This is a genomic window from Dietzia alimentaria 72 (genome assembly GCF_000226215.1).
Lineage (GTDB): Bacteria > Actinomycetota > Actinomycetes > Mycobacteriales > Mycobacteriaceae > Dietzia > Dietzia alimentaria.
In genome coordinates, this window is sequence record NZ_AGFF01000025.1 from 1 (window position 1) to 26296 (window position 26296).

Here is a 26296-nt window from a genome sequence, read left to right on the forward strand (position 1 = left end):
ACCACTCCACGGGACTTACCCCGCCGGGTCGCCGGGCGAACGTCCAGGACTGACCCGATGTGGGTGCGAACGGCGACCTTAGAGCACTGCGCGTCCAGTAGGTCAACCATCGCCGTCGTCTATCGTTCGGCGTAATGCTTGAGGAATCCGCGTTCACACGTGGCGCCCAGCTACGTCTGGGCCTACACGTGCTCATTGTCGTTCTGGCGCTGATCGTCCTACTGCGTGCGGTGCTGCTTTCGGAGGCGTCGGCGGGGTTGATCGGTGCGCTGACCGCGCTGTTTGTTGTTGTCTACATCGTAGGTGCCAGTTCGTTGCGTGCTCCGGCCGCGCGTTTCGCTTGGTTTGCGTCATTGTGTGCAGTGTGGGTGGCGATGGCGTTTATTGGCGCCGACGCGGCGTACGTATCGTTCGGGCTCATCCTGCTCTTCATGACCGAGGTGCCGCTCTTGCCAGCGGTGTCTGTCGTGGCGGTAATCACCGGTGTCAACGTGCTGATCGGCGTCTACACCAGCGGACAGTGGGGCGGCGCAATGGTCGGGTCGTTGCTCGGGGCTGTGGTCGGCATCGTTGTCGGGCTCGGCTTTCGGGTGTTGTTTCATGAGACGGAGCGCCGGCAGCAACTAATCGAAGATTTGCATCGAACTCGAGCAGAGCTGGCGGAAACCGAACGCTCCGCGGGCAAACTGGCCGAACGTGAGCGGTTGGCCAGCGAGATTCACGACACCGTCGCGCAGGGGCTGAGCAGCATTCATATGCTGTTGCGCGCCGCTGAAGCAGAGAACCTGCCCCCGGGAGCTGCGAATAAAATCGTCATGGCTCGGCGGACCGCGTTGGCAGGATTGGCTGACGCCAGACGTCTAGTCGCGGCTCTCTCGCCCTCCGATCTAGAGGGCAATTCGCTTGCCGACGCGTTGGGCAGGGTGTGCGAGCGAGCGGCGGCTGGGACGGTTGACGTTCGACTCCGTGTCGACGGGCAGCCGGTTTCCTTGCAGATGCCGTTGGAGTCGGCCCTGGTACGGCTTGTTCAGGGAGCGGTCTCAAACGTGGTGCGCCATGCCGATGCCAACCACGCCGTAGTCACCCTCAGCTACGGTGCCGACGCCGTACATCTGGACGTGGTCGATGACGGGCAGGGCTTTGATGCCACCCTCCTCGACGACCCGTCCGCGCACAATTTTGGGCTCAACGCCATGCGGAACCGTGTCGAGCAACTCGACGGGCAGTGGTTCATCGAATCGGAGCCCGGCCACACCGCGGTGTCGGTGACGTTTCCGCTCGCACAGCAAGGGGAGGAATACCGTTGATCCGGCTGATGCTCGCAGACGACCATGTGATCGTTCGCGCCGGGCTCAGGGCGCTGCTCGATCTTCATTCGAATGAAGTCTCCATCGTTGCCGAAGCCTCCACAGGTCAACAAGCAGTTGAACTGTGCCGGGACGAGACGATTGACCTCGTACTCATGGACCTGCGATTCGGCACCGGACTGAGCGGCGTAGAAGCAACCAGACAGATCCGCTCCCAGCCGGATGCTCCGCGGGTACTGGTAGTGACGAACTACGACACCGACGCCGAGATTCTGCACGCAATCGAGGCCGGCGCCAGCGGTTATCTCCTCAAGGACACCGCCCCGGCCGAACTTTTCACGGCGATCGTCTCAGCAGCAGGGGGTGCGAGCGCACTGTCACCCTCGGTGGCCTCGAAGCTGATGGCGCAGATGAGCGCGGTGGCCCCGACCCTCACCCCACGTGAGATTCAGGTGTTGGAGGCTGTCGCGGCAGGCTTCTCCAATAAAGAGATAGCTCGTCGGATGTTCCTCAGCGAGGGCACGGTCAAGACGCATCTGACGAACACTTTCGGCAAGTTAGATGTGCGATCCAGAACCGCAGCTGTGGCGAAGGCACGGGCACGGGGGATCATCGACGGCACCTTCGACTAGATCTACCGCCCAGCCCAACGGTCGAGTGCTGCCTATGTAGGTATCGGCTACTCGTGGCTCCAGACGGCGCCGCCCCGTGCGGGCTCTATCTAAAGTCGTAGAAGAAACAGGCCGTTCGTCAGATCCGTCAGAGTGCGCGTTCCGGTGAGATGGAAGGCGTGAAAACACTTGTCAATATCGCCTTCGGGTACGCCGTCGCGGGCCTGGCGTCAGGCCTGTATTACCGGGAGCTGACCAAGGCCCAGGACTTCGACGGTCCGACCCAACTGTCCATCGTGCACACCCATTTCCTGGTACTCGGGGTGCTGTTCCTGCTGATTGTCGCCATTTTCGAGCGCCTCCTGGTGCTCTCGACCAGCCCGCTATACCGCTGGTTCACCGCGACCTTCCACACCGGCTTGATCCTCACGGTGGCTATGCAGCTCGTCCACGGGACCATGCAGGTCGTCGACCAGGATGCGTCGGCCGCGATTTCGGGTATCGCTGGGATCGGTCATGTCCTGCTGACCGTCGCCTTCGTCATCTTCTTCCTCACGCTTCGTACCGCAGTCGCGCGCGCGCCGGAAATTCGCGGCGGTCCCGCAATGGACAGCGCAGCAACGACTTCGGAGAGCGGGTCATGAATGGCCAGCCGCAACGCCCGGAGACGACATCGGATGCCCGCGTTCTCGTGCGAGCGTTCCGAATCGTGGCAACGCTGGAAGCGGTGACCTGGCTCGGCTTGCTGATTGGCATGTACTTCAAGTGGATAACCAAGAGCACCGAGGCCGGCGTCCGTATCTTCGGCTCCCTGCACGGGGCGGTGTTCGTAGCATTCGTCGTGCTCTCAATCGCAATGTTCGTCCGGCTCCGCTGGCGCCTGCGGACCCTCCTGTTCGCGCTGGCCTCTTCCCTACCGCCGTTCGCCACGATCGCATTCGAGGCGTGGGCTGCCCGTACCGGGCGCTTCACACCGGGCGCGGACCGCGACTCCACCTCCCTGTCCCACGACCCGACGTCAGTGCGATGAACGCATTCCAGTCGAGGATGGTTGCCACAAAATGACATCACGCTTCATGAACGCTCTCTTCGGATCACGGCGACGGGCCGGAATCGTCGTACTTCTCTGGCTCATCCTGGTGGGCGCTCTGGCAAGTGCGGCCCCCGCCTTGGAGGACGTTGAAAAAAACGCTGGAGCAAACGACCCGCCCCCGTCATCGCAATCCATGCAGGCCGCCGAACTCGCTGCCCGCCAATTCCCCCGCAATGAGGGCACCCCTGCGATCGTCGTCGTGCGCGGAGCCGACGCAGCGGCGACGGCATCGGCCGTGGATAGGATCGTCACGAGCATCGACGCCGCGAAAGCCGACAATCCCTCAATCGCCGCGACAGTCACCGCCAACAACCCGGGCGGCGACAACCTACGCACCACTGACGGTGACAGTGAGATGATCATCGTCTCGCTGACGGGCGACCCGACCGACGAGACGTTCCACAACACGGTCGGTGATCTCCGCGAATTAGTCAACGAGGCCGCCGGACCCGCTGATGCGGCGGTCACCGGGCCGGCAGGAATCGCCACCGATACCGTGGAAGTGTTCAGCAGTGGCGACAGAATCCTCCTCCTCGGAACAATTCTGCTGGTCGCGATTATCCTCCTGGTGATCTATCGGTCGCCGATCCTCGTGCTTGTCGCGCTGGCCGGCGTCGGAGTCGCGATCCGACTCGCCGAAACAGTGGGCGCAATGATGTCCGACGCGGGATGGTTCGACATCAGCTCGCAAACCGCGTCGATCATGACCGTGCTGCTGTTCGGGGTCGGCACCGACTACGCACTGATCGTCACCGCCCGCTACCGTGAGGCCCTCGCGGAGGAAGCAGATCGCTCCGCTGCCATGATGCGGGCGCTGCGAGGAGTGGCCGAGGCGATCTTGTCGAGTGTCTCGACGATCGTTCTTGCCGTGCTCGCTCTGCTCGCAGCGGTCTCGCCGGCCCTGCGCGGATTCGGCCCCTATCTCGCCCTGGGCGTCGCCTCGATGGGACTGGTCGCCTTCACCTTCACTCCCGCCCTCATGTTGCTGTTCGGAGGAAAACTCTTCTGGCCCTCGACACCCAAGGCTGCCGCGAGCCGCGCCACTGGCAAGCAATGGGATCGGATCGCAGATCTGGTTGACCGATCGCCGAAGACCGTCCTGGCCTCCACTCTCCTCGGGCTTCTCGTGATGACCGCCGGCCTGGCCGACTACCGCGAAAGCTACGACTTCATCAGCGGGTACCGCATCGACACGCAATCCGAATCCGGTCAGAACATGATCGCCGACGCGTTCGGCCCTGGGGAGATCGCACCATCGACCGTGTATGTCACCAACCCGTCTGAGGCGGAATCCTCCGCCGACTGGAACGAAATCGCTCGTGGTCTGGCGGACGTGGATGGGGTGGCCCGAGTAGGCGAGCATCCCGCGCTCAGCGTTGACGGATCAACCGCAGCATTCCAAGTCACCTTCACCGACAATCCATACAGTCCTGAGGCAATGGACCGCGTAGACACCCTCGCGTCCGCTGCTCAGACTGCAGCGAACGGCGCGGGAATCGACGGTGCGCAGGTCCTCGTTGGCGGAGAAACAGCTCACTCCGCCGACATTCGGGCGGCGCTCAATCGCGACAATCTGGTCGTTGCCGCCCTGGTCCTTGTGATCGTCGGCGCGGTATTGGCACTACTGCTGCGATCCGTGCTCGCACCCGTGTACCTGATCGGAACACTGGTGCTGTCGTTCACTGCGACACTCGGGCTCACGACCTTCATTACTGTCACCGTGCTCGGTGACGAGGGGATCGGGAACCGCGTTGCGATCTACATCTTCGTGTTCTCGGTCGCGCTCGGTGTCGACTACACCATCTTCCTCATGAGCCGCTACAGGCAAGAGCTCTCGGCTTATCCACCACGGGCAGCCCTGCGGGTGGCACTTACCCGGTCGGGTGGAGTGATCTCATCCGCAGGACTGATTCTGGCAGCCACCTTCGCCGTACTGACCACCCAACCGATCCGAGAACTGTTCCAGTTCGGCCTCGCAATGGCGATCGGCATCCTGCTCGACACCTTCGTAGTCAGGCCCTTGTTGGTCCCCGCGATCATGCGACTACTCGGAAGTAGAGCGTTATGGCCGAGCGTGACTGAAGCCAGAGCGCAGACAGCGATGGAGCAATCCCACGTCTGAGGGAGCGCCGCCAGAGTGCCCGCGCCTTTGTAGGCGTAGCGGGCACTCTGGCGGCGATCGGCCCACCTGATCTCGAATACGCATTCGTCACCAGCCTGGGGTCACCGAAGGTGGCAGGCATTGGCGCCGGGTAAGCCCGTCGCTCGCGGCACCAATATAGCTGCGGTTTACGGAGCGAGCCTTGATCCCGCGGGTCCGGCCTGACGGTCTGGTGAAACGGTCGCGGGGCGCTCGGCGTGGCGGTGCGTGTCAAATCAAATGAGACGTGCAGTGGTCGGTTGAGCTTGGCTAGTTTCGGGTGAGCGGGCGTCGGGGTCGTTGATGGTCACTTTCTCCGGTAGTCGGGGTGGTCGTGGTCGTCGGGTGAACCGTTCGGGGTGCTTGGCATAGGCGGCATCCAGGACGAGCTGGCGACTGTCGCGGATGTGCTCGGCGGTGCCGTCGTGGACGCTGGCCGGGGTGTGCAGACCAATCCCTGAGTGCCGGTGCTCGTGGTTGTACCAGCAGATGAATCGGTTCATCCAGGCCCTGGCGTGGCCGATGCTGGCGAACCGCTCGGGGTAGTCGGGTGTGTACTTCATGGTCTTGAACTGGGACTCGCTGTAGGGGTTGTCGTTGCTGGTCCGCGGCCGATTGTGGGATCGGGTGATGTCCAGGTCGCACAGCAGTGAGGCCAACGGTTTGGAGGTCATCGCCGCGCCCCCGTCGGCGTGCAAGTACCCCGGCGCCCGGCCCTGCTCAGCGATGGCGTCGGCGACCAGGTCCGCGGCGAGTTCGCCGTCTTCGACGGTCTCGATGCGCCACCCGACGACGTAGCGGGAGTAGATGTCGATGACGACGTAGGCGTGGTACCAGATTCCCTTGGCAGGGCCTCGCATTTTCGTGATGTCCCAGGTCCAGACGTCATTGGCGGCGTGCGCGATGAGTTCGGGGATCTTGCGCGGCGGGTGGGTGGCCTGCCGGCGGCGTTCACCGTTCATCCGCGCAGTGGCCAGGATCCGGTGCATGGTGCGCTGCGAGCAGTGGTACCGGCCGGCGTCGAGTTCGCGGGCCCAGACCTGGGCTACCGACAGGTCGGCGTAGGCCTCGCTGGTCAGGACCGTCAGGATCGCCTCACGTTCGGTGGCGTTGAGCTCGGCCGGGTGCTGAGGTTTCGGGTGCGGACCGTACGGGCGCGGCGTGGGGTTCGCCTGCCGGTGATGGGTGGCTCGCGACCGCCCGACCAGGGCACATGCCCGCACCACACCTAGCAGCGTGGTCAGTAGCTGCGCGGTCTCGGCTTGCCAGGTGCGCCATGCCGCCCGGCTCACTCCTTGTTTTTCCTGGAGAGTGCCTCCAAGAATGCGACACCTTTTCCCATGACCTCCAGCGCGGCGTCACGGTCGGCGATGACCTGGTCCTTTCGGGCGGCGTCCGACTCGAGCTTGCCGACCTGCTTTTCCAGCTCGGCGATACGCGCCTGCTCCGGCGATATGCCCGCTCGGGGCTTCTCCTTAGACACCCTGCCCAGTGTTCCGGCTTCGATCTGGGCCCGCCACTGTTTGACGCTGGAATCGTAGAGACCCTCGCGGCGCAGTACCTGACCCTTGGAGCCCGCCGGGGCCTGGTCGTACTCGGCGACGATCCGCCGCTTGTACTCCGCGGTGAACGTCCGCCGCGCCGACCGCCCGGCCCGCGGGGATTCCACCGCGGTCTGCTGCGTCGAGGCCGTCGCCGGTGCCTGCTCCGAGGCCTCCACGGCCCCCTCAGTAGTAGCGATGATCGTCATGCTGGGTTCTCTTTCTACTCTTGCCCCAATCCCTCAACCAGCCAGCCCGGGTGTCTCAACTCAGTCTGGCGGATAGGGTGGCCTCAAATTGTCACCGGCTGTCAGTGGCGAGGATCCTGCCAATCCTGTGACAATCGGCGACTGACAAACTAGTGACAAGGAGCTGGTGGGTCGGCAGCGTACTGACACTCTGTGTGCGAACCGACAAATCTGTCAATTTCTCACGGCGCTGTCATGCGGGTCGCCGCAATCAGTCATCAATTCGACGGATCAACGGTTTAGTGACCTCGCTGCGGCATCGCCCTTGAACCCCGCATAGATGAGGACACTAAACGTCAACACGGCTACAGCGACCGCTGCAAAGGACGAGGCAACGGATGCGAAGCCCGTCACCACGCCTGTGACGAGTTGGATGAACAACCCCACAGCGGCGGTACACACAGTCCCTCGAAGGATCGGCTGGGAAACTTGGTGAGCCAGCTGCCACGCTTTGTCGCTGGACTGGGTTGCTCTCGTTCGAATTCCCACAATTGCATTGGGCTCATCTCCGACCATGCGCGGCATTATCGCGGCTATACCCCCGCCAAGAAGTGTTGACGAGGTGACTGAGACTGTCAGGATCAGCGATTCGGTTGCGTCCATCGCTCGCCTCCTTCTGGAGAGGTTTGTGACACCAAACACTATCGTCTAGGCCCACCTCGGGTAGCGGCGCTCCGGGGTCGGGATGCGCGCAGATCTGGTGATCTAGTGTTGTCACGCCGTGTCAGTAGCTCGGAAACTGTCAAACTCGTGACAATCGACGGCTGACAGACTGGTGACAACGCACTGGTGGAACGGCCACCCACTGACAAGCTGATTGAGAACCGACATGCCGTCGCTATGTGGCCTGGATTGACGAGTTCGTATTCGAGTCTGTCGAGTTCTTTGCCAGCTGCGCACTAGGAACATTTGTGGGATTGCTTTCCCGAAAGCGGGGCAGAGGATTGGATGACCTGGCCCGTGGGGGCAACGTACGAGCTTAGGCGGGGAATGGTCGCGTAGAAGGTTACGGCTGCCCAGACGTCAGTACCGTTTCGCGGCTACTTTTGACGGGCTCAGCTGTGATGCCCGAGTTCTGGTAATTTGCACCCGCATGTCTCGTCGAACCGGGCGGCACGGCGAGAGTCGGTTGCCAAACCGGTGTTAGTAGCGTCCCCGATATTGTCAGTACTGAATCGGATCCCAGATTTCCCGCCGCCTCCTCGGCTTGAAGAAGAAGTCGGCGGAAGATGCGGGGTATTTCACTTGATGGCGTCGATGGCCCCGGTGAGCTTCTCGCCGAAGGCGGCAGGGATCGGGATGTAGCCCTCGCTTTCGAGCTGTCCTTGCACGTCTTTTGAGACTGCCACGTTGAGGAACGACTTGACGGCCATCGCCGTGTCCGGATCCTGGTACCGCGAGCAGACGATCTCGTAGGTGGGCAGGATGATCGGGTAGGCGCCTGCGGATTCGGGGACGTAGAAGGAGGAGGTATCGATCATCAGGTCGTTGCTGCCCTCCTTGACGAGGGTGGCGGTGTCAATGGTGGTTCCGGCGGTTTCGGCGTTGAGCTCCACACCCTCGGTGTCGGCTGGGGTGCTGACCTTGACCATGTCGAGCCCGAGGTTTTTCGCGTACGACCATTCGGTGTAGGTGATCGCGCCGGGGCCCTGGTCGACGGCGCTTGAGACACCCTCATTGCCCTTGGCTCCCTCACCGGTGCCGCCGGCGAAGAGCTTTCCGCTGCCGTCGGTCCAAGCGCCTTCGGAGGCCGCCTCGAGATATTTCTGGAAGTTGTCGGTGGTGCCGGACTCGTCCGAGCGGAAGATCACCGTGATGTCTTGGTCAGGCAGATCGACGCTTTGGTTCTCGGCGGCGATGGCCGGGTCGTTCCACATGTTGATCTGGCCGTTGAAGATCTTGGCGATGGTCGGTCCCGAGAGCGTGAGTTCGATGCCATCGAGGTTGTAGGCCACCGCGATTGGTCCGAACACCGCCGGCAGGTGCCAGGCCTCCGACCCGCACCGCTGCTCGGCCTGGGCGTACTCGACATCCTTGAGTGGGGAGTCCGAGCCGCCGAAGTCTGTTTGACCGCCGGTGAATTCCTTCACGCCGGCGCCGGAGCCGTTGGAGTTGTAATCAAGGGTCTGGCCCTCGCAGCTCAGCGAGTACGAATTGGTGAAGACTGTCATGGCGTTGTTCTGCGCAGACGACCCCGACGCGCGCAGTGAATCTTTGCCGCCGCACTCCACGCCCTCGATCGGCTCGGCGGCGGTGGCCCCACCTCCGGAGTTGCCGTCCGAGCAGGCGGTAAGGCCGGCCGTGGTGACGGCGGCGAGGCCCAGGAGAGCACCAGTGCGGGTGAGGTTCACGGAATTTCCTCCATCGTCAGTCCTGCGGGTCAGTCACCGGTTCCGAACGGTCGGCTCCAGTGGAGGGGCAGTCGTCTTGCCCGCCCCTTCGGTCACCGAACTTAAGTGTTCGATGTGAATGACCCCGGGTGGAGGGATTAACGAGGAATGAACCTCTGGGTGGTCTTAACTGACACGAAGTCACCGTGTTGCGGCAGCGCTGCGTCCTGGTCCGGTCGGGTTCTCGGTGGAGCAGTGAACCGCGATGGCTCCGCCCAGGGGGTGCTGAAGCGAAGCAGCGAAGTTTGGGGTTGCTACGCCGGTGCCGTCTGGGTCCCAGGTCGGCAGTGTCGCGGACTGCGCTCCTGCGGAACCGCGCCTCAGTCCGACGTTGCGCAGACGCTCGAAGAAGGGCGCGAGACACGCAGATGAATGGATGTCAGCGGCCGCCTGCCTTCCCGGATTTCTTGGCGCGTTGAGACTGCCACTTGCGTTGGCGAGCCACGAACGAAATTGAGGCGCGTTGCATAAGTCCCGGCGATAGCCTGTTAAAGCGCCATGCCAGGCGCGTTGATCGCGGTGTCACCACGATCGCTGTGTTCAGCGCGACGGCTGTGAGCACCTCATGCGCCAACTCATCCGGCGAGTGCGGGGTCTTGATGCCCTGGCCCCGCAGGTAATAGTCGCGGCCAACGAAGTCATCGATCGACCCCTTGTCCAGGATCGGAGTGTTGACCGCGCCCGGACAGATGACGGTCACGCCCACGCCCTTCGCGGCTGCCTCGGTACGCAGCGCGAGCGAGAGTCCGACCACAGCGTGTTTAGTGGCGACGTAGCTGGTGATCAGCCCGGCTGCCATCAGGCCGCCGGCGGAGGCCGTGTTGACGATGTGACCGTGCCCCTGAGCAATCATCTTCGGATAGGCGGCATAGATGCCGTGCACGACGCCCCGGAGGTTCACGTCGATGATCCGATTCCACTGGTCCAACGTCAGTTGTTCGGTCTCGCCGCCATAGGTGATGCCTGCGTTGTTGAAGATCAGGTCGATCCGACCGTGCTCGGCGACGACCCGGTCCACTGCCGCGATCACTTGCTCTGGATCAGTGACGTCGAGCGCCTCGGCCCGGGCCCGGGGCCCCAGCTCAGTGGCGGTGCGTTGCACCGCCGCCTCGTCGACGTCAGTACAGACCACGTGTGCGCCCGCTTTGACCAGGGCAGACGCTAACGCGGCGCCAATGCCGGATCCGGCACCGGTCACAAGCACGGCGCGACCTGCAAATCGGCCACCGTAGGGAGTGGCTCCGTCTGCGGACGCTGCGCGCCTCATCCGAAGGCCTTCCCGATCAGGGTCAACATGTCCGGGTAGCGCTTGAGATGTGCACCGCCGTTGACCTGCATGTCTTCGCCGGTTGTCCACGCCGCACCGTCGGAGAGCAGATACTCGCACGCAGCCGCGATCTCCAGCCCCGTCCCCGGCCTTCCGAGTGGCGTGTTCTCGATGTAGTCCTCGCGTACGCCGGGGATGTCCATGGCGGGCGAGGTCAACGGGGTGACGACGAGACCGGGAGACACCGTGTTAACCCGGATCTGCCGGGGAGCCAACTCCAGTGCTGTCACCTGCGAGAGCATGAGGAGCCCTGCTTTGGCCGTGCAGTAGGCCGCCAGCCCCGTGCCGGGTTGCGTCCCGTTGAGTGACGCCAGAGTGACCAACGAGCCACCCTCATCAACGCGGCTTCCGGCGTGCTTGAGCACATGGAATGCACCGGCCAGTGAGATGTCGAGAATTCGCCGGAACTCGGCCGAATCGTGCTCAACGACCGGTGAGAAAGTACTCGTCCCCGCGCAGTTCACCACTCCGGTGAACGAGCCGCACTCGGTCATCACACTCTCGAACAAAGCATGCACTGTCGCCTCGTCGGCAACATCCACAGGGAGGACCGACTCGCTGCTCACCAGATCAGCGGCAATTACGCGGTGGCCTTGCAGTCGCAGGTGCTCGGCGGTCGCGGCGCCGATTCCGGAGGCGGCGCCGATCACCACCGTGGTCTTAGGCGAGCCAGTCCCGGCTGTGCCGGATGAAGCAGACATGCGCACTCCTGACGTGCGTCGAATTTTGTTGACGTGCGTCAACGTAACACCTATGGTGACGTGCATCACTCCTTTCGACGTAAGCGAGTCGTTCATGCCCACAAAGTTCGACAGGCCCACCACCGCGATCATCGGCGCGGGAATCTCCGGACTCACCGCCAGCAAAATGCTCACCGATTACGGCGTTCCCCACACCTGCTTCGAGATCTCCGACCGCATCGGCGGCAACTGGGCCTTTGGTAACCCGAACGGCATGTCGAGCGCCTACAAGTCACTGCATATCGACACCTCCAAGCACCAACTCTCGTTCCGGGACTTCCCGATGCCCGAGAACTACCCTGACTTCCCGCACCACACCTTGGTCAAGAAGTACCTGGAGGACTATGCCGACGCTTTCGAGCTGAAGAAGAACATCGAATTCTCCAACGGTGTTCTCAGCGCACGCCGCCAGCCCGGTGGCGGGTGGGAACTGGACCTACAGGATGGTTCCACCCGGTCGTTCGACTTCCTAGTGGTCGGCAACGGTCACCACTGGGACGCCCGGTTGCCGGAGTTCCCCGGCGAGTTCACCGGGGAGAGCTTCCACTCGCACCACTACATCGATCCTGAACAGCCCCTGCATCTGCGAGGCAAGCGGATCCTGGTGGTCGGCATCGGCAATTCGGCTGCCGACATCGCCGTCGAACTGTCTAGTCGCACCCTCGACAACGAGGTCGTGATCTCGACCCGCTCAAGTGCATGGATCGTGCCCAAATACATAAAGGGCAAGCCCGCGGACAAAGGGTTCAAGACCTCGCCCTACATTCCGCTGGCGTGGCAGCGCAAGGTCATTTCCACGTTGGCGCCCAGGCAGAACGGGTACCCCACCGACATGGGTTTGCCCGAGCCGAATCACAAGTTCATGCAGGCACACCCCACCCAATCAGTAGAGCTGCCACTGCGGCTGGGATCGGGCGACCTCACCGCCAAGGGCAATCTCGAGCGACTGGACGGCAAGACCGTGCACTTTGAGGACGGCACGAGCGCCGAGTTCGACGTCATCATCTACGCCACCGGCTACAACATCACGTTCCCGTTCTTCGACCCCGAATTCCTCTCGGCCCCGGACAACCACATCCGCTTGTACAAACGGATATTCTCTCCCGGCATCGACGACCTGGCGTTCATCGGATTCGCCCAGTCGACCCCCACCCTGTTCCCGTTCGTGGAGTCTCAAACCCGAATCCTCGGCGCCTACCTGGCCGGCCACTATGCCCTGCCCTCGGTGACAGAGATGGAACAGGTCATCGCCAAGGACGAGGCTCTGTACCTAGGACACATGCTTCCGACTCCGCGTCACACCCAGCAGCTGGACTACTTCGTCTACGAGCACCAGCTACGGACCAAGGAACTGCCGATCGGCCGGGCTCGGGCATCCCGATGAGTCTTCGCGTCCGTCCTGCGCACGTCCCGAGCAAAGGAGACGAACGGCGCACCGCACTACTGGCGGCTCTCGACGCCCTGCTGCGGGAGGTGGACAGCGTCGAGTCAATCAACGTAGCCGACCTGTCCCGCCGGGCCGGGGTCACGCGGTCCGCATTCTATTTCTACTTCGAGAACAAGGCCGCTGCAGTGAGCGAGTTGATGGAAGTCATCTATGACGAGGCCGCTGAGGCCGGCGCCTGGTTGACCGACACCACCCGCGACCCGGCCGAGCGGATCGGCGCGAGTGTCTCCCACCTCTTCACCGTTACCGAACGACACCGCCACCTCTACCGAGCCGTGTTGGAGGCCCGCGCCACCAATATGTCCGTCCACGAGATGTGGGAGGCAGATCGGGGTTCGTTCGAGGAGTCCGTCGCCGACATGATCGACGCCGAGCGCGCACTCGGCCGGGCCCCGGACGGGGTCGACTCACGAACATTGGCAGCAATCTTGCTCGACGTCAACGACCGCAATATGGAGCGTCGAGTGGTGGGGCCATGCCCCCAACACGACCTGCATGTCGAGGCGGTCACCAGCATCTGGGTCCGCTCCATCTACGGCACCCAACCCCACTCCTGAGTCGCGCACCCCTGCGGACCGACTCCCGTCCACCTTCGGAGCCAGCAATGAATGCGTATCCCAACACCATGACCGATCCCCTGCCTTCGGCGTCGCCCACCGCACCACCGAACACCATCAGCTTCACCGTGGCGGGGACTCGGTGCGAAGGCACCCACATCCCGGCTCGCACCGACGCGTTGGCCTCAGCCGCCGGTCGGCCGGTAGTAGTTCTGGCCCACGGGCTGGGCGGCACCCGAGACTCGGGCCTGGACAGCTTTGCCGAGGCATTCGCCGCAGCCGGGCTCGACGCGTTCACATTCGACTACCGCGGTTTTGGCACCAGCGGCGGAGAAAACCGTCAGACCGTGTCCTTGAGCGGCCAGGTCCAGGACTGGATGGACGCGATCGACGCAGCCGCACAACTGCCGGGCGTCGATCCGCAGCGGATCGTCCTCTGGGGCGTCTCACTCTCCGGCGGACACGTGCTCCAGGTCGCCGCGGACCGTGGGGACATCGCGGCTGTGATCGCGGTGGTGCCGATGGTCGACGGTCTGGCCGCTATGCGGCACGCGCTGGCCGCTCACGGCCCACTGTCCCTGCTCAAGGCAACCGCAACCGGGATCGCCGCCCGAGCCAAGTCTCGTATGGGCAAAACCGTGATGATGCCGGTCGTGGGAAAGCCGGGTCAACCCGGTGCGCTCACCCTGCCCGGGGCGTACGAAGACTTCCACTCGATCGCGGGTCCGTCCTGGCGCAACGAGATACGCGCAGACGTCGGCATGGAACTCGGCACCCGGGCACCGGCCCAGGCGGCCGAGAAGATCAGGGTCCCCCTTCTGGTCCAGATCGCCGACTTCGACCAGGCCGCCCCGCCGCGTGCGGCCGAACTGGCAGCGTTCGCGGGCCGCGCCGAAGTCCGCCACTACCCAGGCGATCACTTCGACCTATTCCCGGGAAAACCTTTCCACGGCCCGGCCGTCGAGCACGCGGTGCATTTCCTGCAGCGACACTTGACGCCGGAGCCGAACTGAGTCTCCGCCCGCCCCCGTAGTCCGCCGAAGCACGGTTCTGCCGCTCGCATTGCGATTTGCAGCACTGTTCAGGTCAGTGTGACGGCCGCCTAGGGTGCGCCGATCAGGTGAGGCGCAGCCACCACGCAGTACGCCAACACCCCAGTAGCGGCGGTGCAGGCCAGGGCCAGAAGTTTGTCCATTCCCGCCCCGGAGCGGATTCGTAGTGGCCCCGGTGGGCGGAAGTTCCACCACCGTTTGCCGCCGATGCTGACGATGCCGCCGAGTAGAGGCACGCCTCGCTTGGTGAGCATGTCCCCCAGAATGTGCACCAGGACGCCGGCAGCAACTGCGGCGCCGAGTGCCGGACCGCTGGCAGAGCCGGGCAACGCCCACCACACCGCTACCGCGAGCACTAACGATAGCCCGGTGACGTACGCCCAATCCTGCCTGCGGGTCCAGCTTGGAGCCAGCCCACGAATCGCTAGCCCGAGCAGGAAGAACAGCACCCCGATGGCGCCGTTCCTGCCGAACGCCGTGACGAGGGCCGCGGTCCCGAGGCCTGCGAGGAGAGCGAACCACACCGTATGGGTCGCGGTGCGGTGTCCGTTCTTGATCGCAGCGTCTTTGCGAGTCATCGTCAGCTTGTAGATGGCCTTCGAGACGTTCTCCATGACGTGAGCGAGGGCCTTGGAAACCAATCCGAAACTGCGGGCCAGGGTGCTTTGCGGGGTGTCGAGGTCCGGCAGTAGCGCCGCCCCGGCCGTGACGCCAGCAAAGACGAACACCTCGGACACGGAGGTGGCCCCGCCCCATTCGACGGGGAGAAAAGCCCCGATAGCCAGCCCAGCGGCGGCGCCGCTCATCGCGTGCGTAGGTCCCATCACCATGTGTAGAACACCCTACTGTCCACCGGGTCTCGGGCTTGGTACGGCTGGCTGGGCCCAGCCCGTGTGAACGAAGGTACGGTGCCCATCAAGGCGACCATCGAGCGGGTACGCGCGAAAAGCATCGTGATCGGAGGCAGCAGCGGTGATTGAGGATAAGAACTCACCCGCACTGCGCATGGGCGTGGACTTTCGCGGCACCACAAACGCGACCGAGCGGGTGTCCGAGCACATCAAGCCAGGGGGGACCCGCGCGCCGTTGATGCGGTACGTGCTGATCAACCTCCCGAGGGTCACTCGCTTCCTGCTGTTGATCGTCGTCGCTGTGATCGGTGCGGCATCGGCCGCGGTAGCGCTGGGCGACCATGAACCTTTCCCGTTCGCTGACCCCATCTTGTGGGTCGTTCTGGGCTCGACAGTGATGTTTGTGGCGGTAGGTCTGGTGACATCGGCCCGCATCTGGACCTGGGGCCTCGGAATTGCCCTGGCCTCGGCGTCGATCTATGTGGGCGGACTGGCCGGCGATGCGCCGTATGTATGGAACGGTGCGAGTGTCGTTCTGGCCGCGATGTGGAACCTGACTCTCCTGGCGTCTCTGGCGTACGTCGTCCTGTACTGGGCGCTGCGGTACGGGATCATCGTCGCCGCGCCCGACGATCAGAACTTCATGGACTGACGAGGAGCGTCGTAGTGGATCTGGGATTCCCGTGGTGGCTCCGTCTGGAGCATTTCCTGAACCTCATCTTTCTCTCGTTTCTGGTTCGTTCGGGCCTCGAGATTCTGGGCGGCTACCCCAAGCTGTACCGCTCGCAGCACAACGTGGCGGGCACGTCGTGGGCCCAGTTCACCACGCGACAGGAACCCAAGCACAAGTACTACACAGTGGGCGGTGAGTACGACGACTACTCGCCCCGGATCTCCCTGCCGGGCCGCGGAATGCTCGGTCTGGGCAGGTACTGGCACTTCATCGCGGTCACCGGGTTCGTCAGCTGCTGGCTGATCTACATGGTGCTGCTGCTGTCCACCGGCCAGTGGCGTCGCTACATCCCCACTTCGCTGAGTACCTTCACCCAGGCCGGGCACGACATGCTGGCATATCTCGCGTTCACCGTTCCCCCAGCGGTGGAGGGGCTGCCGTTCAATGCAGTCCAGCAACTGTCCTACGGTTTCGTGTTCTTGGTCCTGACCCCGCTGGTAATCATTACGGGCGCGTTCCAGTCACCGGCGATCGCCAACTATTTCTCCCGCATCACACGTGCGCTGGGTGGGCGTCAGGTCATCCGCAGCGTCCACTTTCTGTGCCTGGTCGGGTACGTGGCATTCTTCGCCATCCACGTAGCGATGGTGGTGGTTCATGGCTATGCCCACGAGACTGCGAAGATGGTGTTCGGTGACTCCGAGCTGCCCGTGGCGGGTGCGGTCATCTTCACGATCGGCCTCGTCGTCGTCGTCGTCCTGAACGTCGTCGCGACGCGCTGGACGCTGGCCGATGGCCGCGCAGTGGAGAAACTGCACAACGTGATCGTCCGGCCCTGGTCGAATCTTCTCTACCGCTTGCCGTCGCGCATGCACTACGACCGCTCCAATGTCACCGGTAAGGACGTGGGGCTGGGGAACGCGACCCACAATTTCCGGGGCAGTGGGCGCCCGCCGGAGACCGAGGAATACCTCGCCCTCATGGCCAACGGCTTCGAGGATGACTTCGTGCTGGAGATCGGCGGGTACGTCGAACGGCCGATGACGCTGACGATCGGCGAGCTGCGGGAGATGGCCGACGGTCACTCCCAGACCACGCTGCACCACTGTGTACAGGGCTTCACCTCGATCGGTCGGTGGCGCGGGATCCCTGTCTCACACCTGCTGGATCTGGCCGGCGTACTGCCCGGTGCTACAGATGTCGTGTACACCAGTTTCCAGGATATGGGCCGCGACGACGCCGCGTACGACGGCGGCACGTACTACGAGTCCACCCCGATGATCGAGGCACGGATGCCGCAGACACTGATCGCCTTTGAGCTCAACGACGAAGGCGAAATCCCGGCAAAAAATGGTGCCCCACTGCGATTGCGGACGGAGACTTCGACCGGGTTCCGGAGCCTGAAGTGGTTGGAACGAATCGAGGTGGTCAATCGCTACGACATCATCGTGGAGGGGCGCGGTGGATACTTCGAGGACACGGACTTCTACGACCGAAACCAGCTGATCTGAGATCCTCTGCGACCAGGAAGGAACGGTCAGATGACCGACCATGACTCCGGGCCACGGAACGTCGAGACCGTGCACCACCGGCCCCGCACCCAGGCACAGCTCGATGCCTATATGGCGCGGCGCCCTCGGCCCGTGCGCAACACATTCGACGGCATGTACCCGCTGCACCAGGACATCGAGCTCAGCGACGAGCAGGTCCAAATCGTGCACGACTACCTCCGCGAGGTCGACTACCACCTGCCCGGGGCCACGCCAGAGGAGTTCCTGGTGGTGCGCTGGGCACGCTACGTGGGGTTCCAGTTCGTCCGCGAGGACCTAGAGGCGTACGCGGTTGGACTGCGCTGCACCCACTCGGGGATGGAAGACCAGCACACCTTCATCCGCATGTCCTGGGGCCAGCTCATGGGTGATCGACAGGCGCCGCGGCTCGCCGTCAACGAGCCGGTGCTGGCGAGCGACACAATGACGATGGCTCGCTACCGCGACACCCGTACCGGGCCCTCTCGCACCGGAATCGATTCCTACACAGGAATCGCCGGAGACCGCATTCCGGGCGTCGAGATGGACCTGCGCATTCTCGAGGGTGCGCTGGCGGATGTGCTCGCTCACCACGCCACCGGCAAGGGGCGTGAGATGAACACGTGGTGGGACCCTGCCCTGAACTGGGGAGTCGCGATGGCAGGCCGCTACCCGCGCTTGAAATACTACGAATCCAAGAACGACCTCGATGAGACGTCTGCTCGAGCTCTGCGCTCCTTCGAGGAGCGTGCAGCCGAGTCGGAGCCGGTGCTGCGCGATCTCGGACTGGCCCGCCCTGCCGAGGTGGCAAGTGCGGCACTCAAGCAGGCAGAGAAAGCCGAGAGCGCTACGTTCTCTCCCAGGCTGCGCATCCGTAACCCTCGGCCTCGCACCCAGCTACCCACCGCCGATCCGGCCTCGGATAGACCGCACTGGCTGCGGCGGATGGTTTCCGGTAAGTGGCGCCGAGAGGTGCGACACTGACCATCCCTTCCATTGAGACGACTCACGTCGCATTGTGATGCCGGTAGGTTGTCCGCACACCGGTTGCCAGAGTGTGACCGGGGCAAAGGAGCAACGATGCGGCGCACAATCTCGGTGGACGGTCGCGCTGACCCCGCAACCGCGTGGGCCCGGTATCAGTCAACAGCCCGATGGCCGGAGTGGGCGCCGCAGATCCGCGAGGTCGATCCACCAGCGGCGGAGTTGAGACCCGGACTGCGGGGGACAGTGGTGGGACCGCTCGGGGTGCGGGCGGCCTTTGTCGTCGACGCGGTGGACGCGGACAACCGCTCCTGGACCTGGACCGTGCATGTCGCAACCGTCGCAGTGCGCATGCATCACGTCGTGCGCGCCACATCAACGGGCTCGCGGACCTCCCTGACGATGACCGGGCCGTGGCCTATCTGTCTCGCGTACCCGCCCGTGGCCCGATGTGCCCTGAAGCGCCTCGTCGCCGCAACTCCCTAAACCTTCCTGCGCCGCTCCGGTTGCTGCGCCCCCCGCAGTGCCGTACATGTGATACATGGACGCCACCGACCGACAGCGTGTACCAGCCCTGCTAGACAGCCTGGCCAACCGGCTCGCCGGCGCCTCGGCCCTCGACACGATCGCGGATCCGTTGCAATCACTGGTGACCCGGATGCCCGCCGGCCGCGTCAAAGACGCACTGTCCGGCACTCCCGCGGGCCATCCCCTGCATCCCGCACTGGTCGCGGTGCCTATCGGCGCTTTCACCTCGGTCGCGGTGCTCGACGCCTCCGGGACGCACCCGGAAGCGACGCGGCGCCTACTGGGATTCGGAATCCTCTCGGTCCTGCCGACGGCCGCGACGGGCCTGTCCGACTGGGGCGACACCGGCGGCGGCGACCGGAGAGTGGGCGTGGTGCACGCCCTGGGCAACGTCGCCGCGACCTCGCTCATGGCCGCATCCTGGTGGCGACGCGGCCGTGGTCATGACGGGCGCGTGCTGTCGACGGCCGGATTAGGGCTGATCGCCTTCTCCGGGTGGCTCGGCGGACACCTCACCTACGCCCTGGGCACAGGGGTCGACGTCACCGCGTTCAACGACGGGATCGCCGACTGGACCGACGCGATGTCGGATGCCGATCTGACCGATGGTGGACTGGCGGTCGCCACGGTGCAGGGCAATGACGTTCTGCTGGCCCGGCACAACGGTCAGGTCCACGCCATTGCCGACGCCTGCACGCACCGGGGCGCTCCGCTGCATGAGGGCGAGCTCGTCGACGGTTGCGTGCAGTGCCCCTGGCACGGCAGCCGATTCCTGCTCGACGACGGCTCGATCGCCCGCGGCCCGGCGTCCCGCCCGCAGCCCACCTACTCAGCTCGGGTCGTCGACGGGCGGGTCCAGATCAAGAGCCGGGCCACGGACTAACGGTCGGACATTGATCAGGCGCGGCCGCGTGCGATTAGTCGCCTGACTCCCGTTCCTGCTGCTCGCGGCGTTGTCGGCGTAGACGCAGCCGCAGGGGAGAGTTCGCTGCGTTCATCGCGCGCTCACCGGAAGCGAGGTGCTCCGGGCGGTCGGGGCCCTTCGGCTGGATGCGACCGGGATCAAGTGTGCGCCGGACGTCTTCCGCAGTCACTGCACGCAGTTCACCTGCGGCGTCGACGTACCACTGGCTCAGTACCGGATCGGTGCTGTCGAACCACGCGCCCGCGCCCTTGTTGGCGGCGACTTCACTCGAACCGAATACGAAGTCGTCACCGTGCTCGGCGATACCCAGCCGTACGCCTTCGGCGATTGCCAGGCGCCCGTATTTACGCCGCATGATGTACGGATCGGTGGACAGGTCCTTCCACCAGGCGAACATCATCCCGATCACCACAAAGGCGAACGGCAGCGCCGAGACGACCATGATCGACTGCAGTCCGCCGAGTGCGTCCTCGCCGCCGGCCAGCAGCAACGAGATCGCGGTTCCGCCGAGCATGACACCCCATACAACAGTCACCCAGCTGGAGGGGTCCGGCTTGCCGCGCTGGGTGATGGAGCCCATGACGATTGACGCCGAGTCGGCGGAGGTGACAAAAAAGACGAGGATGGAGATCAGTGCGGCCACCGACGTGATGGCCCCCAGGGGCAGGTTGCCGAGCATGTCGAACAACATCGCCTCCGGCGGCCGCGAGCCGTCCATGCCCTGGCCGTTGGAGCTCATCCACATGGATGTGCCTCCGAGGATGCCGAACCACAGCAGGCACACGGTCGACGGGACCATGATCACCACGGTGACGAACTCGCGCAGCGTCCGGCCGCGGGAGATCTTGGCGATGAACATGCCGACGAACGGGGTCCAGGACACCCACCAGGCCCAGTAGAACGTTGTCCAGGCACCCATGAATTCCGCAGCATCTTCGCTCTGCGTGGGATTGCGCATGAGCATCGTGCCCAGCTCGCGGACGAAGTCGATCGCACCTGCCGGAATGAAGTTCAGAAGGAAGATCGTCGGCCCGGTGACCAGCACGAAAATGGCGAGAGCTCCCGCGATGATCATGTTGATGTTGGACAGCGCGCGGATTCCCCGCTTGATGCCGGAGACAGCGGAGATGATGAACGCCACCGTGAGAACCACCATGGCTCCCACGATGAATCCGTTGCCCAGGGGTCCCCAGCCGGTGACGATCTCGGTACCCCGTGCGATCTGCAGAGCGCCGATGCCCAGTGAGATCGCGGTACCGAAGAGCGTGACGAGGATCGCGAAGACGTCGATGGCTGCACCCAGCGGCCCGTTCGTCCGGGATCCGAAGATCGGCTCGAAAATGGCGGAGATGAGGGGAGCGCGGCCGCGGCGGTACGCGCTGTAGGCGATCGCCCCACCCACCAGTGCGTAGAAGGACCAGGCGATCGGCCCCCAGTGAAGCGCGGTTTGCGCCAGCGCGGATTGCATGGCCTCGACCGACGCCGGATCCGCGGTGAAACCCTCCGGGGGATCGAGGAAGTAGACCAGGGGTTCGTACGGGCCGTAGAACAGCAGCCCGATTCCCATACCGGCCGAGAACAGCATGGCTACCCAGGACACGGTGGTGAATTCGGGCGACTCGTCGTCGGCGCCCAGCCGCACACCGCCCGTCTTTCCGTAGCCGACCACCAGCATGAATAGCAGGCAGACTATCGCCAGCACACCGAACATCCACCCGAAGTTGGCCGTGACCCACGCCAGCGACGCATCGCCCACTGTCGATACGCTGTCGGGACTGATGACAGCCCAGAGGATGACGCCCGCGACGGCGAGCCCTGCGATGACGAACACTCCGATGTTCGTGGAGAACACCCTGCTCGTGCGGTCCACTCCAATCCCGGGGATCAACGCGGGATGCACCAGGCCGGGAGTGGTCACCTCGTCGACGACGCGCCGAACCTTCTCCCGAGGCCGCGATGCACCGCCGTCCGCAGACGGCTCAACCGGATCTTTCGGCTCGACGGTCACGGGTCAACCTCATTCGGGGGAGCGAGTGGGACCTATGTCACAGTACTCTTATCCGTAGTTCAGCTGGGAGACCCGGGCTTGGCCGCGCGCGATGGACAGTCATCGACGTCGCACGGCTGAGCTGAAAGGTGAAGTGATGTCGTCGCTCGCTCTCGTCGTAGGCGCTGGTTCCGGACTGTCTGCGGCTATTGCTCGCGCACTAGCCCAGCGCTCGTATCGTCCGATTCTGGTGGCTCGCGACACGGGTAAGTTAGACGCTCTCTGCGCGGAGGTCGGCGGTGTGGCACTGCCGTGTGACGCCAGCGTCCCGGAGGAAGTGGCTGGGTTGTTCGAGGCGATCGACGGATTGGACGGTTCGCTTGACGTCGCCGTGTACAACGCGAGCCCGTGGATGCGGGGTCCGATTACCGAGCTCGATCCGCGTGAGGTCCGCGACGTGCTCGAGGTGACGGCGTTCGGGGCGTTCCTGATGGCGCAGCAGGCCGCAGCGCGCATGCTGGATTCCGGCGGCGGAACGATGCTGTTCACCGGAGCGTCCTCGGGAGTGAAGGGCTACGCCAACTCCGCTCCGTATGCGATGGGGAAGTTCGCACTGCGTGGTCTGTGCCAGTCATTGGCGCGCGAGCTTCATCCCCAGAACATTCACGTAGGCCACGTGGTCATCGATGGTCGGATCGGCAAGGCCGGCGAGGACGAGAGCTCATCGCTGTCCGACGAGACCTACAGCCCGATGGATCCGGATGAGATTGCGAAAAACTATATGCACCTCATCGAGCAACATCGGTCGGCGTGGAGCTGGGAGATCGAACTGCGGCCCTGGGTCAGGAACTTCTAGTGCCGATCAGGTGTGCATGCCGGCGGTGAACCAGCGGGCGGCCTCGTCCACGATCTCCTGAACGTTTGCGCTGGTCTCGGCCTGAAGCCACGCGGTGAGCAGTTCTGCTAACCCGCCCACGAGCAGTCGCGCACTGATCTCGTCCTGTGGGGCGGGAAGTGACCGATCCTCGAACAGGGTCCGCGCCTGCGACACGACGAGAGCGGCGAAGTCGCGGAACAGTTCGTGGCGGCGCAATCGCAGCGCGGGCACAGTGACCGACTCGATGATCGCCACCCGGCCCTTGCGGGGGTCATCCGTGAGCAGCGTGGCGAATTCGGCGATCGCGGCGTGCGCCCTGGCTCCGGCGTCACCCTCGGTGGTCGAGAGAACGGCCAACACGGCATCGCGGACCTGCTCGGCGATCTCGTCGACCAGCGCGAGAAGCACTTGGTCGCGGGACGAGAAACTCTCGTAGAAGTACCGCTCGGTCAACCCCGCCTCTGCGCAGATCGCGGTCATCGTCGCCCGGTCCGCGCCGCGCGTTCCGACGATCTCCAGCGCGGCGTCGAGCAGTTGGCTGCGCCGCATCGCACGACGGTCGTCGGCACTGAGGCCGCCGTAGCGGCGAGGGTTCGTGGCCATGCCCAACCTTGACAGGACGCCCTGTCAGATACAAACTCACAGCATCTGACAGAGTTCCCTGTCAGATAGACGGCCGGACTGCCCGGAGATCTAGGGGGTCCTACAAGTCCAGGAGGACCGATGACCAGAACACTTGCGGCCGCGCCAGCAGGAAGCGACCTGACCCCCGTTCCCGGGGACGGCGGGCTGCCGCTGCTGGGCCACGGACTGAAATACCTGCGGGATCCGATGGAGCTGTGGAAGGGCCGCTACCACCGCTTCGGGCCCGTTTCCTGGTTCAAGGCCTTCGGCCGACCCTTCGTGGCATTACTGGGACCAGAGGCTGCCCACGTGGTGCTGACCAACCGGGACAAGGCCTTTGCGAACGGCGACGGCTGGCGGTTCCTCATCGGGCCGTTCTTCGACCGGGGGCTCATGCTGCTGGACTTCGACGAGCACCTCTCGCATCGACGACTGATGCAGGAGGCTTTCACCAACGATCGCCTCGCCCGCTATGCGGCAGCGCTGGATCCCGCAGTCAGGAGGGCGATCGAGAACTGGCAGCCCGGTGAGTCGGTGAAGGTCTACCCCGAACTCAAGAAGCTGACCCTCAACCTGGCCGTCGAGGTGTTTATGGGCGGCGCACCCGGGGCCAGTCAAGAGCGTCTCGACGAGATCAACTCCTCGTTCATCGACTGCGTCCAGGCCGCCACCGCCCTGGTGCGGTACCCCGTCCCGGGCGGGCGCTGGCACCGTGGACTCGTGGGCCGACGCCGCCTCGAGGCATTCCTGCGCGAGTACCTCCCCGCCCGCAGAGCGGGCGATGGGGACGATCTGTTCTCGGTACTGTGCCGGGTCGAGGTCGACGGCGAGAGATTTGACGACGACGACGTGATCAGCCACATGATCTTCCTGCTCATGGCGGCCCACGACACCTCGACCATCACTCTGTCCACGATGATGCAATACCTCGGGCAGCACCCGGAGTGGCAGCAGCGCTGCAGGGAGGAGTCGCTCGCGATCGACACGGACTCGATCAGCTTCGACCAACTGTCCGAACTGGAATCGCTCGACCTGGTGATGAAGGAGTCGCTGCGGCTCGTCTCGCCCGTCCCGGCGATTGTCCGCAAAACCGTCAAGGACACCGAGGTCCTGGGGCACTTCATCCCGGCCAAGACCATGGTGGCGATTGCCCCCTACTTCACCCATCACCTCGATGAGTACTGGCCCGACCCCGACAGCTTCGATCCCGGCCGGTTCTCCGCTGAACGCCGAGAGGACAAGATTCACCGACTGGCCTGGCAGCCGTTCGGTGGCGGGGTCCACAAGTGTATCGGCATGCACTTTGCCGGTGCCGAGATCAAGATCGTGCTCCATCACCTACTGCGCAACTTCGAATGGCACGTGGACCCGGACTATCGGGCTCCGATGGACATGAAGTCATTGCCGTACCCCAGGGATGGGCAGCCGGTGCGGCTCACGCGCCTGCACAACGGCTAAAGGCGACCATCCGTGGGCGCTAGACGCCTATTGTGAACCTCGTGCCCGCCTCGAGAACGCGCTGTGTAGCGCTCGCCCTGACGGTTTCCGTCGTCACCGCGGCAACGGCCTGCACGACTGGTGGACGGACGGACGAACAGGCCACGCAACTTCCCGCTGTCACGGCGGCGGAGGTGCGAGATGAGGCCCTGGTTGAGCGGGCTGAGGTGATTATCGAGCGCATCGCCTACCCGACCCGTGGGGAAGCCGACCCGGACCAGAACTGGGGTGATCTATACCTGCCCGTCGGTGAGCACGCCGAAGACTCTGTCCCCTTGGTGGTGCTGATCCACGGCGGTTCGTGGGCATCGCAGCTCGGTGCCGCCGTCATGGATGACTACGCCCGTGATCTGGTCAAACGTGGCATGGCTGTCTACAACATCGAGTACCGCCGCGTCGGCTCCGGCGGCGGCTGGCCGACCACGTTCAGCGACGTCGCTCACGCGCTCGATCACGTGATTGAGATCGACCGGCAGTACCCGGAGCTGACCACTGACGACGAGCTCGTCGTGGGCCACAGTGCCGGGGCGCAGCTGGCTATGTGGGCAGGCACCCGGCATGCGTTGGAAGACAACGAGGTCGGCAGCAAACCGGCGTTCCGCCCGACGCGGGTGATCTCCCTCGCCGGCCCGTTGGACATGACCTACGCGGCAACCCATGGTGATGACCGCATCGTTGCCGTCCTGGGCGGTCCACCGGACAAGGTCCCCGAGCGCTACACCTCGGTCGATCCCATCCAGAACATCGACCCGGACGTCCCGGTCGTCGCGATTCACGGCACCGCCGACACGTTGGTCTCGCCCACGAACTCAGAGCGTTACATCGCGGCGGTGAAGCGTGCGGGCGGGATCGGTGTTCTCACATTGGCGGGTGGCGAGGACCACGTCTCCCTGGTGAACAGCGATTCACCCTGGTACGGCCCGATTCTGGACATCATCACCGACACGTCGGAGAAGTCCGTTGACGAGCTCGGCGACAAGTACTCCGGCTAGATATCCCACCCAGCGTGACGAGGAACCGAATGGTAGACACCACCGAGCTGCGGAATGCCTTTGAGGCGGTCCGGGACCAGTTCGAGCACTACCGGGCCTCCGTGTCCACCGCGATCGAGGAGCGTCCAGCCGGCGAGCTGTCGCGGGCTCTGGACGCGATTCTTCCCGACCTCGTCTTCTACGAAGGGCAGGCGTTCGCCGCTGGGCTCGGGCTCGCCCGACTGGATGCCGGCAGCGGGCCGGCGGAGGTGTCCGAGGAGTTGGCGCGTGGTCTCATCGAGCAGCAGGCCGCCCGGCGTGGTGCTGACTACCTTGCAGGGTTCGCCCGGGTGCTCGCCCGCGCGAACCAGGAACTCCCCGACTAGACGGGACGGCC

26 protein-coding genes are annotated in these 26296 nt (G+C 64.3%); 17 read left to right on the forward strand and 9 right to left on the reverse strand.

The genetic code is table 11. The annotated features are described in order from the left end of the window. Window positions 1–134: 134 nt before the first annotated feature. From ON04_RS13430 to ON04_RS15790, 5 genes are all read left to right on the forward strand, one after another. The gene (locus ON04_RS13430) at window positions 135–1307 is read left to right on the forward strand and encodes a sensor histidine kinase (protein WP_010542148.1); all 1173 of its coding nucleotides are present in this window, start codon (window positions 135–137) and stop codon (window positions 1305–1307) included. After that, on the forward strand, window positions 1304–1939 hold the full coding sequence (locus tag ON04_RS13435) for a response regulator (RefSeq protein ID WP_029458446.1): 636 nt from the start codon (window positions 1304–1306) through the stop codon (window positions 1937–1939). Before ON04_RS13430 ends, ON04_RS13435 begins: the two co-directional genes overlap by 4 nt. A gap of 149 nt (window positions 1940–2088) precedes the next feature. After that, window positions 2089–2562 carry a DUF2871 domain-containing protein gene (locus tag ON04_RS13440; protein ID WP_050815369.1) on the forward strand — a complete coding sequence of 158 codons (474 nt, stop codon included), beginning with the start codon at window positions 2089–2091 and terminating at the stop codon, window positions 2560–2562. Further along, complete coding sequence (locus tag ON04_RS13445) at window positions 2559–2948, forward strand: DUF3817 domain-containing protein (protein WP_010542151.1); 390 nt, start codon at window positions 2559–2561, stop codon at window positions 2946–2948. The genes ON04_RS13440 and ON04_RS13445 overlap by 4 nt, the downstream gene beginning before the upstream one ends. A gap of 46 nt (window positions 2949–2994) precedes the next feature. After that, window positions 2995–5133, forward strand: a complete 2139-nt coding sequence (locus tag ON04_RS15790; RefSeq protein ID WP_238529332.1) for an MMPL family transporter — start codon at window positions 2995–2997, stop codon at window positions 5131–5133. A 254-nt stretch (window positions 5134–5387) separates the two neighbouring features. On the opposite strand, the gene ON04_RS13455 is transcribed toward ON04_RS15790, so the two are convergent. The 6 genes from ON04_RS13455 to ON04_RS13480 all read right to left on the reverse strand — a co-directional run bounded on the left by ON04_RS13455 (window position 5388) and on the right by ON04_RS13480 (window position 11358). Further along, the gene (locus ON04_RS13455) at window positions 5388–6443 is read right to left on the reverse strand and encodes an IS3 family transposase (RefSeq protein WP_010539515.1); all 1056 of its coding nucleotides are present in this window, start codon (window positions 6441–6443) and stop codon (window positions 5388–5390) included. Then, window positions 6440–6901 carry a transposase gene (locus tag ON04_RS13460; protein WP_010539514.1) on the reverse strand — a complete coding sequence of 154 codons (462 nt, stop codon included), beginning with the start codon at window positions 6899–6901 and terminating at the stop codon, window positions 6440–6442. Before ON04_RS13460 ends, ON04_RS13455 begins: the two co-directional genes overlap by 4 nt. A 270-nt stretch (window positions 6902–7171) precedes the next feature. Continuing rightward, window positions 7172–7543, reverse strand: coding sequence for an SdpI family protein (locus tag ON04_RS13465; RefSeq protein WP_010542153.1), 372 nt, complete (start codon window positions 7541–7543; stop codon window positions 7172–7174). Between the two features lie 638 nt (window positions 7544–8181). Next, a complete protein-coding gene (gene pstS / locus ON04_RS13470; RefSeq protein ID WP_010542154.1) occupies window positions 8182–9291 on the reverse strand; it encodes a phosphate ABC transporter substrate-binding protein PstS in 1110 nt (369 codons plus the stop codon). Window positions 9292–9709: 418 nt separating this feature from the next. Continuing rightward, entirely contained in the window at window positions 9710–10597 is an 888-nt protein-coding gene (locus tag ON04_RS13475) for an SDR family NAD(P)-dependent oxidoreductase (RefSeq protein WP_050815370.1), read from the reverse strand. Then, on the reverse strand, window positions 10594–11358 hold the full coding sequence (locus tag ON04_RS13480; RefSeq protein WP_010542156.1) for an SDR family NAD(P)-dependent oxidoreductase: 765 nt from the start codon (window positions 11356–11358) through the stop codon (window positions 10594–10596). Before ON04_RS13480 ends, ON04_RS13475 begins: the two co-directional genes overlap by 4 nt. 94 nt (window positions 11359–11452) lie before the next feature. Here ON04_RS13480 and ON04_RS13485 point away from each other — a divergent pair, with 94 nt between their 5' ends. The 3 genes from ON04_RS13485 (at window position 11453) to ON04_RS13495 (ending at window position 14414) form a co-directional block, all read left to right on the forward strand. Further along, window positions 11453–12781 (forward strand): flavin-containing monooxygenase, encoded by a 1329-nt coding sequence (locus ON04_RS13485; RefSeq protein ID WP_029458448.1) that lies wholly within the window; start codon window positions 11453–11455, stop codon window positions 12779–12781. Continuing rightward, window positions 12778–13401: a TetR/AcrR family transcriptional regulator gene (locus tag ON04_RS13490; RefSeq protein ID WP_010542158.1), complete on the forward strand. Its 624-nt coding sequence runs from the start codon at window positions 12778–12780 to the stop codon at window positions 13399–13401. Before ON04_RS13485 ends, ON04_RS13490 begins: the two co-directional genes overlap by 4 nt. A gap of 68 nt (window positions 13402–13469) precedes the next feature. Further along, window positions 13470–14414 (forward strand): alpha/beta hydrolase, encoded by a 945-nt coding sequence (locus ON04_RS13495; RefSeq protein ID WP_141564794.1) that lies wholly within the window; start codon window positions 13470–13472, stop codon window positions 14412–14414. Between the two features lie 89 nt (window positions 14415–14503). On the opposite strand, the gene ON04_RS13500 is transcribed toward ON04_RS13495, so the two are convergent. Then, window positions 14504–15283 (reverse strand): metal-dependent hydrolase, encoded by a 780-nt coding sequence (locus tag ON04_RS13500; RefSeq protein WP_010542160.1) that lies wholly within the window; start codon window positions 15281–15283, stop codon window positions 14504–14506. A 142-nt stretch (window positions 15284–15425) separates the two neighbouring features. Between ON04_RS13500 and ON04_RS13505 the strand changes: the two genes are divergently transcribed. The 5 genes from ON04_RS13505 to ON04_RS13525 all read left to right on the forward strand — a co-directional run bounded on the left by ON04_RS13505 (window position 15426) and on the right by ON04_RS13525 (window position 19901). Then, window positions 15426–15956: a hypothetical protein gene (locus tag ON04_RS13505; protein ID WP_010542161.1), complete on the forward strand. Its 531-nt coding sequence runs from the start codon at window positions 15426–15428 to the stop codon at window positions 15954–15956. Window positions 15957–15970: 14 nt separating this feature from the next. After that, on the forward strand, window positions 15971–17488 hold the full coding sequence (locus ON04_RS13510; RefSeq protein ID WP_010542162.1) for a molybdopterin-dependent oxidoreductase: 1518 nt from the start codon (window positions 15971–15973) through the stop codon (window positions 17486–17488). Between the two features lie 30 nt (window positions 17489–17518). Further along, window positions 17519–18490, forward strand: a complete 972-nt coding sequence (locus ON04_RS13515; RefSeq protein ID WP_010542163.1) for a hypothetical protein — start codon at window positions 17519–17521, stop codon at window positions 18488–18490. Window positions 18491–18586: 96 nt separating this feature from the next. Continuing rightward, window positions 18587–18976, forward strand: a complete 390-nt coding sequence (locus ON04_RS13520; protein WP_010542164.1) for an SRPBCC family protein — start codon at window positions 18587–18589, stop codon at window positions 18974–18976. Between the two features lie 55 nt (window positions 18977–19031). Continuing rightward, window positions 19032–19901 carry a Rieske (2Fe-2S) protein gene (locus ON04_RS13525; protein ID WP_010542165.1) on the forward strand — a complete coding sequence of 290 codons (870 nt, stop codon included), beginning with the start codon at window positions 19032–19034 and terminating at the stop codon, window positions 19899–19901. Between the two features lie 34 nt (window positions 19902–19935). On the opposite strand, the gene ON04_RS13530 is transcribed toward ON04_RS13525, so the two are convergent. Further along, window positions 19936–21951, reverse strand: coding sequence for a BCCT family transporter (locus ON04_RS13530; RefSeq protein WP_010542166.1), 2016 nt, complete (start codon window positions 21949–21951; stop codon window positions 19936–19938). Between the two features lie 136 nt (window positions 21952–22087). Between ON04_RS13530 and ON04_RS13535 the strand changes: the two genes are divergently transcribed. Continuing rightward, a complete protein-coding gene (locus tag ON04_RS13535) occupies window positions 22088–22786 on the forward strand; it encodes an SDR family NAD(P)-dependent oxidoreductase (protein ID WP_010542167.1) in 699 nt (232 codons plus the stop codon). Between the two features lie 6 nt (window positions 22787–22792). Here the strand turns inward: ON04_RS13535 and ON04_RS13540 are convergent, their stop codons facing one another. Continuing rightward, the gene (locus tag ON04_RS13540) at window positions 22793–23410 is read right to left on the reverse strand and encodes a TetR/AcrR family transcriptional regulator (protein WP_010542168.1); all 618 of its coding nucleotides are present in this window, start codon (window positions 23408–23410) and stop codon (window positions 22793–22795) included. A gap of 120 nt (window positions 23411–23530) precedes the next feature. On the opposite strand from ON04_RS13540, the gene ON04_RS13545 reads away from it, so the two are divergent. From ON04_RS13545 to ON04_RS13555, 3 genes are read left to right on the forward strand one after another with little or no spacing between them, the layout of a single operon-like run. Next, window positions 23531–24889, forward strand: a complete 1359-nt coding sequence (locus tag ON04_RS13545; protein ID WP_010542169.1) for a cytochrome P450 — start codon at window positions 23531–23533, stop codon at window positions 24887–24889. A 32-nt stretch (window positions 24890–24921) separates the two neighbouring features. Further along, the gene (locus ON04_RS13550) at window positions 24922–25920 is read left to right on the forward strand and encodes an alpha/beta fold hydrolase (RefSeq protein ID WP_010542170.1); all 999 of its coding nucleotides are present in this window, start codon (window positions 24922–24924) and stop codon (window positions 25918–25920) included. Between the two features lie 29 nt (window positions 25921–25949). Then, entirely contained in the window at window positions 25950–26285 is a 336-nt protein-coding gene (locus tag ON04_RS13555; RefSeq protein WP_010542171.1) for a hypothetical protein, read from the forward strand. The last annotated feature ends 11 nt before the right edge of the window (window positions 26286–26296 follow it).

Bases quoted from the DNA above. Each gene is read 5' to 3' on its own strand.
- ON04_RS13465 (WP_010542153.1), bottom strand. From the start codon at position 7,543: ATGGACGCAACCGAATCGCTGATCCTGACAGTCTCAGTCACCTCGTCA.
- ON04_RS13555 (WP_010542171.1), top strand. From the start codon at position 25,950: ATGGTAGACACCACCGAGCTGCGGAATGCCTTTGAGGCGGTCCGGGAC.
- ON04_RS13495 (WP_141564794.1), top strand. From the start codon at position 13,470: ATGACCGATCCCCTGCCTTCGGCGTCGCCCACCGCACCACCGAACACC.
- ON04_RS13490 (WP_010542158.1), top strand. From the start codon at position 12,778: ATGAGTCTTCGCGTCCGTCCTGCGCACGTCCCGAGCAAAGGAGACGAA.
- ON04_RS15790 (WP_238529332.1), top strand. From the start codon at position 2,995: ATGAACGCTCTCTTCGGATCACGGCGACGGGCCGGAATCGTCGTACTT.
- ON04_RS13545 (WP_010542169.1), top strand. From the start codon at position 23,531: ATGACCAGAACACTTGCGGCCGCGCCAGCAGGAAGCGACCTGACCCCC.
- ON04_RS13535 (WP_010542167.1), top strand. From the start codon at position 22,088: ATGTCGTCGCTCGCTCTCGTCGTAGGCGCTGGTTCCGGACTGTCTGCG.
- ON04_RS13515 (WP_010542163.1), top strand. From the start codon at position 17,519: ATGACCGACCATGACTCCGGGCCACGGAACGTCGAGACCGTGCACCAC.
- ON04_RS13480 (WP_010542156.1), bottom strand. From the start codon at position 11,358: ATGTCTGCTTCATCCGGCACAGCCGGGACTGGCTCGCCTAAGACCACG.
- ON04_RS13460 (WP_010539514.1), bottom strand. From the start codon at position 6,901: ATGACGATCATCGCTACTACTGAGGGGGCCGTGGAGGCCTCGGAGCAG.
- ON04_RS13485 (WP_029458448.1), top strand. From the start codon at position 11,453: ATGCCCACAAAGTTCGACAGGCCCACCACCGCGATCATCGGCGCGGGA.
- ON04_RS13430 (WP_010542148.1), top strand. From the start codon at position 135: ATGCTTGAGGAATCCGCGTTCACACGTGGCGCCCAGCTACGTCTGGGC.
- ON04_RS13525 (WP_010542165.1), top strand. From the start codon at position 19,032: ATGGACGCCACCGACCGACAGCGTGTACCAGCCCTGCTAGACAGCCTG.
- ON04_RS13440 (WP_050815369.1), top strand. From the start codon at position 2,089: ATGGAAGGCGTGAAAACACTTGTCAATATCGCCTTCGGGTACGCCGTC.
- ON04_RS13475 (WP_050815370.1), bottom strand. From the start codon at position 10,597: ATGAGGCGCGCAGCGTCCGCAGACGGAGCCACTCCCTACGGTGGCCGA.
- ON04_RS13500 (WP_010542160.1), bottom strand. From the start codon at position 15,283: ATGGTGATGGGACCTACGCACGCGATGAGCGGCGCCGCCGCTGGGCTG.
- ON04_RS13520 (WP_010542164.1), top strand. From the start codon at position 18,587: ATGCGGCGCACAATCTCGGTGGACGGTCGCGCTGACCCCGCAACCGCG.
- ON04_RS13445 (WP_010542151.1), top strand. From the start codon at position 2,559: ATGAATGGCCAGCCGCAACGCCCGGAGACGACATCGGATGCCCGCGTT.
- ON04_RS13540 (WP_010542168.1), bottom strand. From the start codon at position 23,410: ATGGCCACGAACCCTCGCCGCTACGGCGGCCTCAGTGCCGACGACCGT.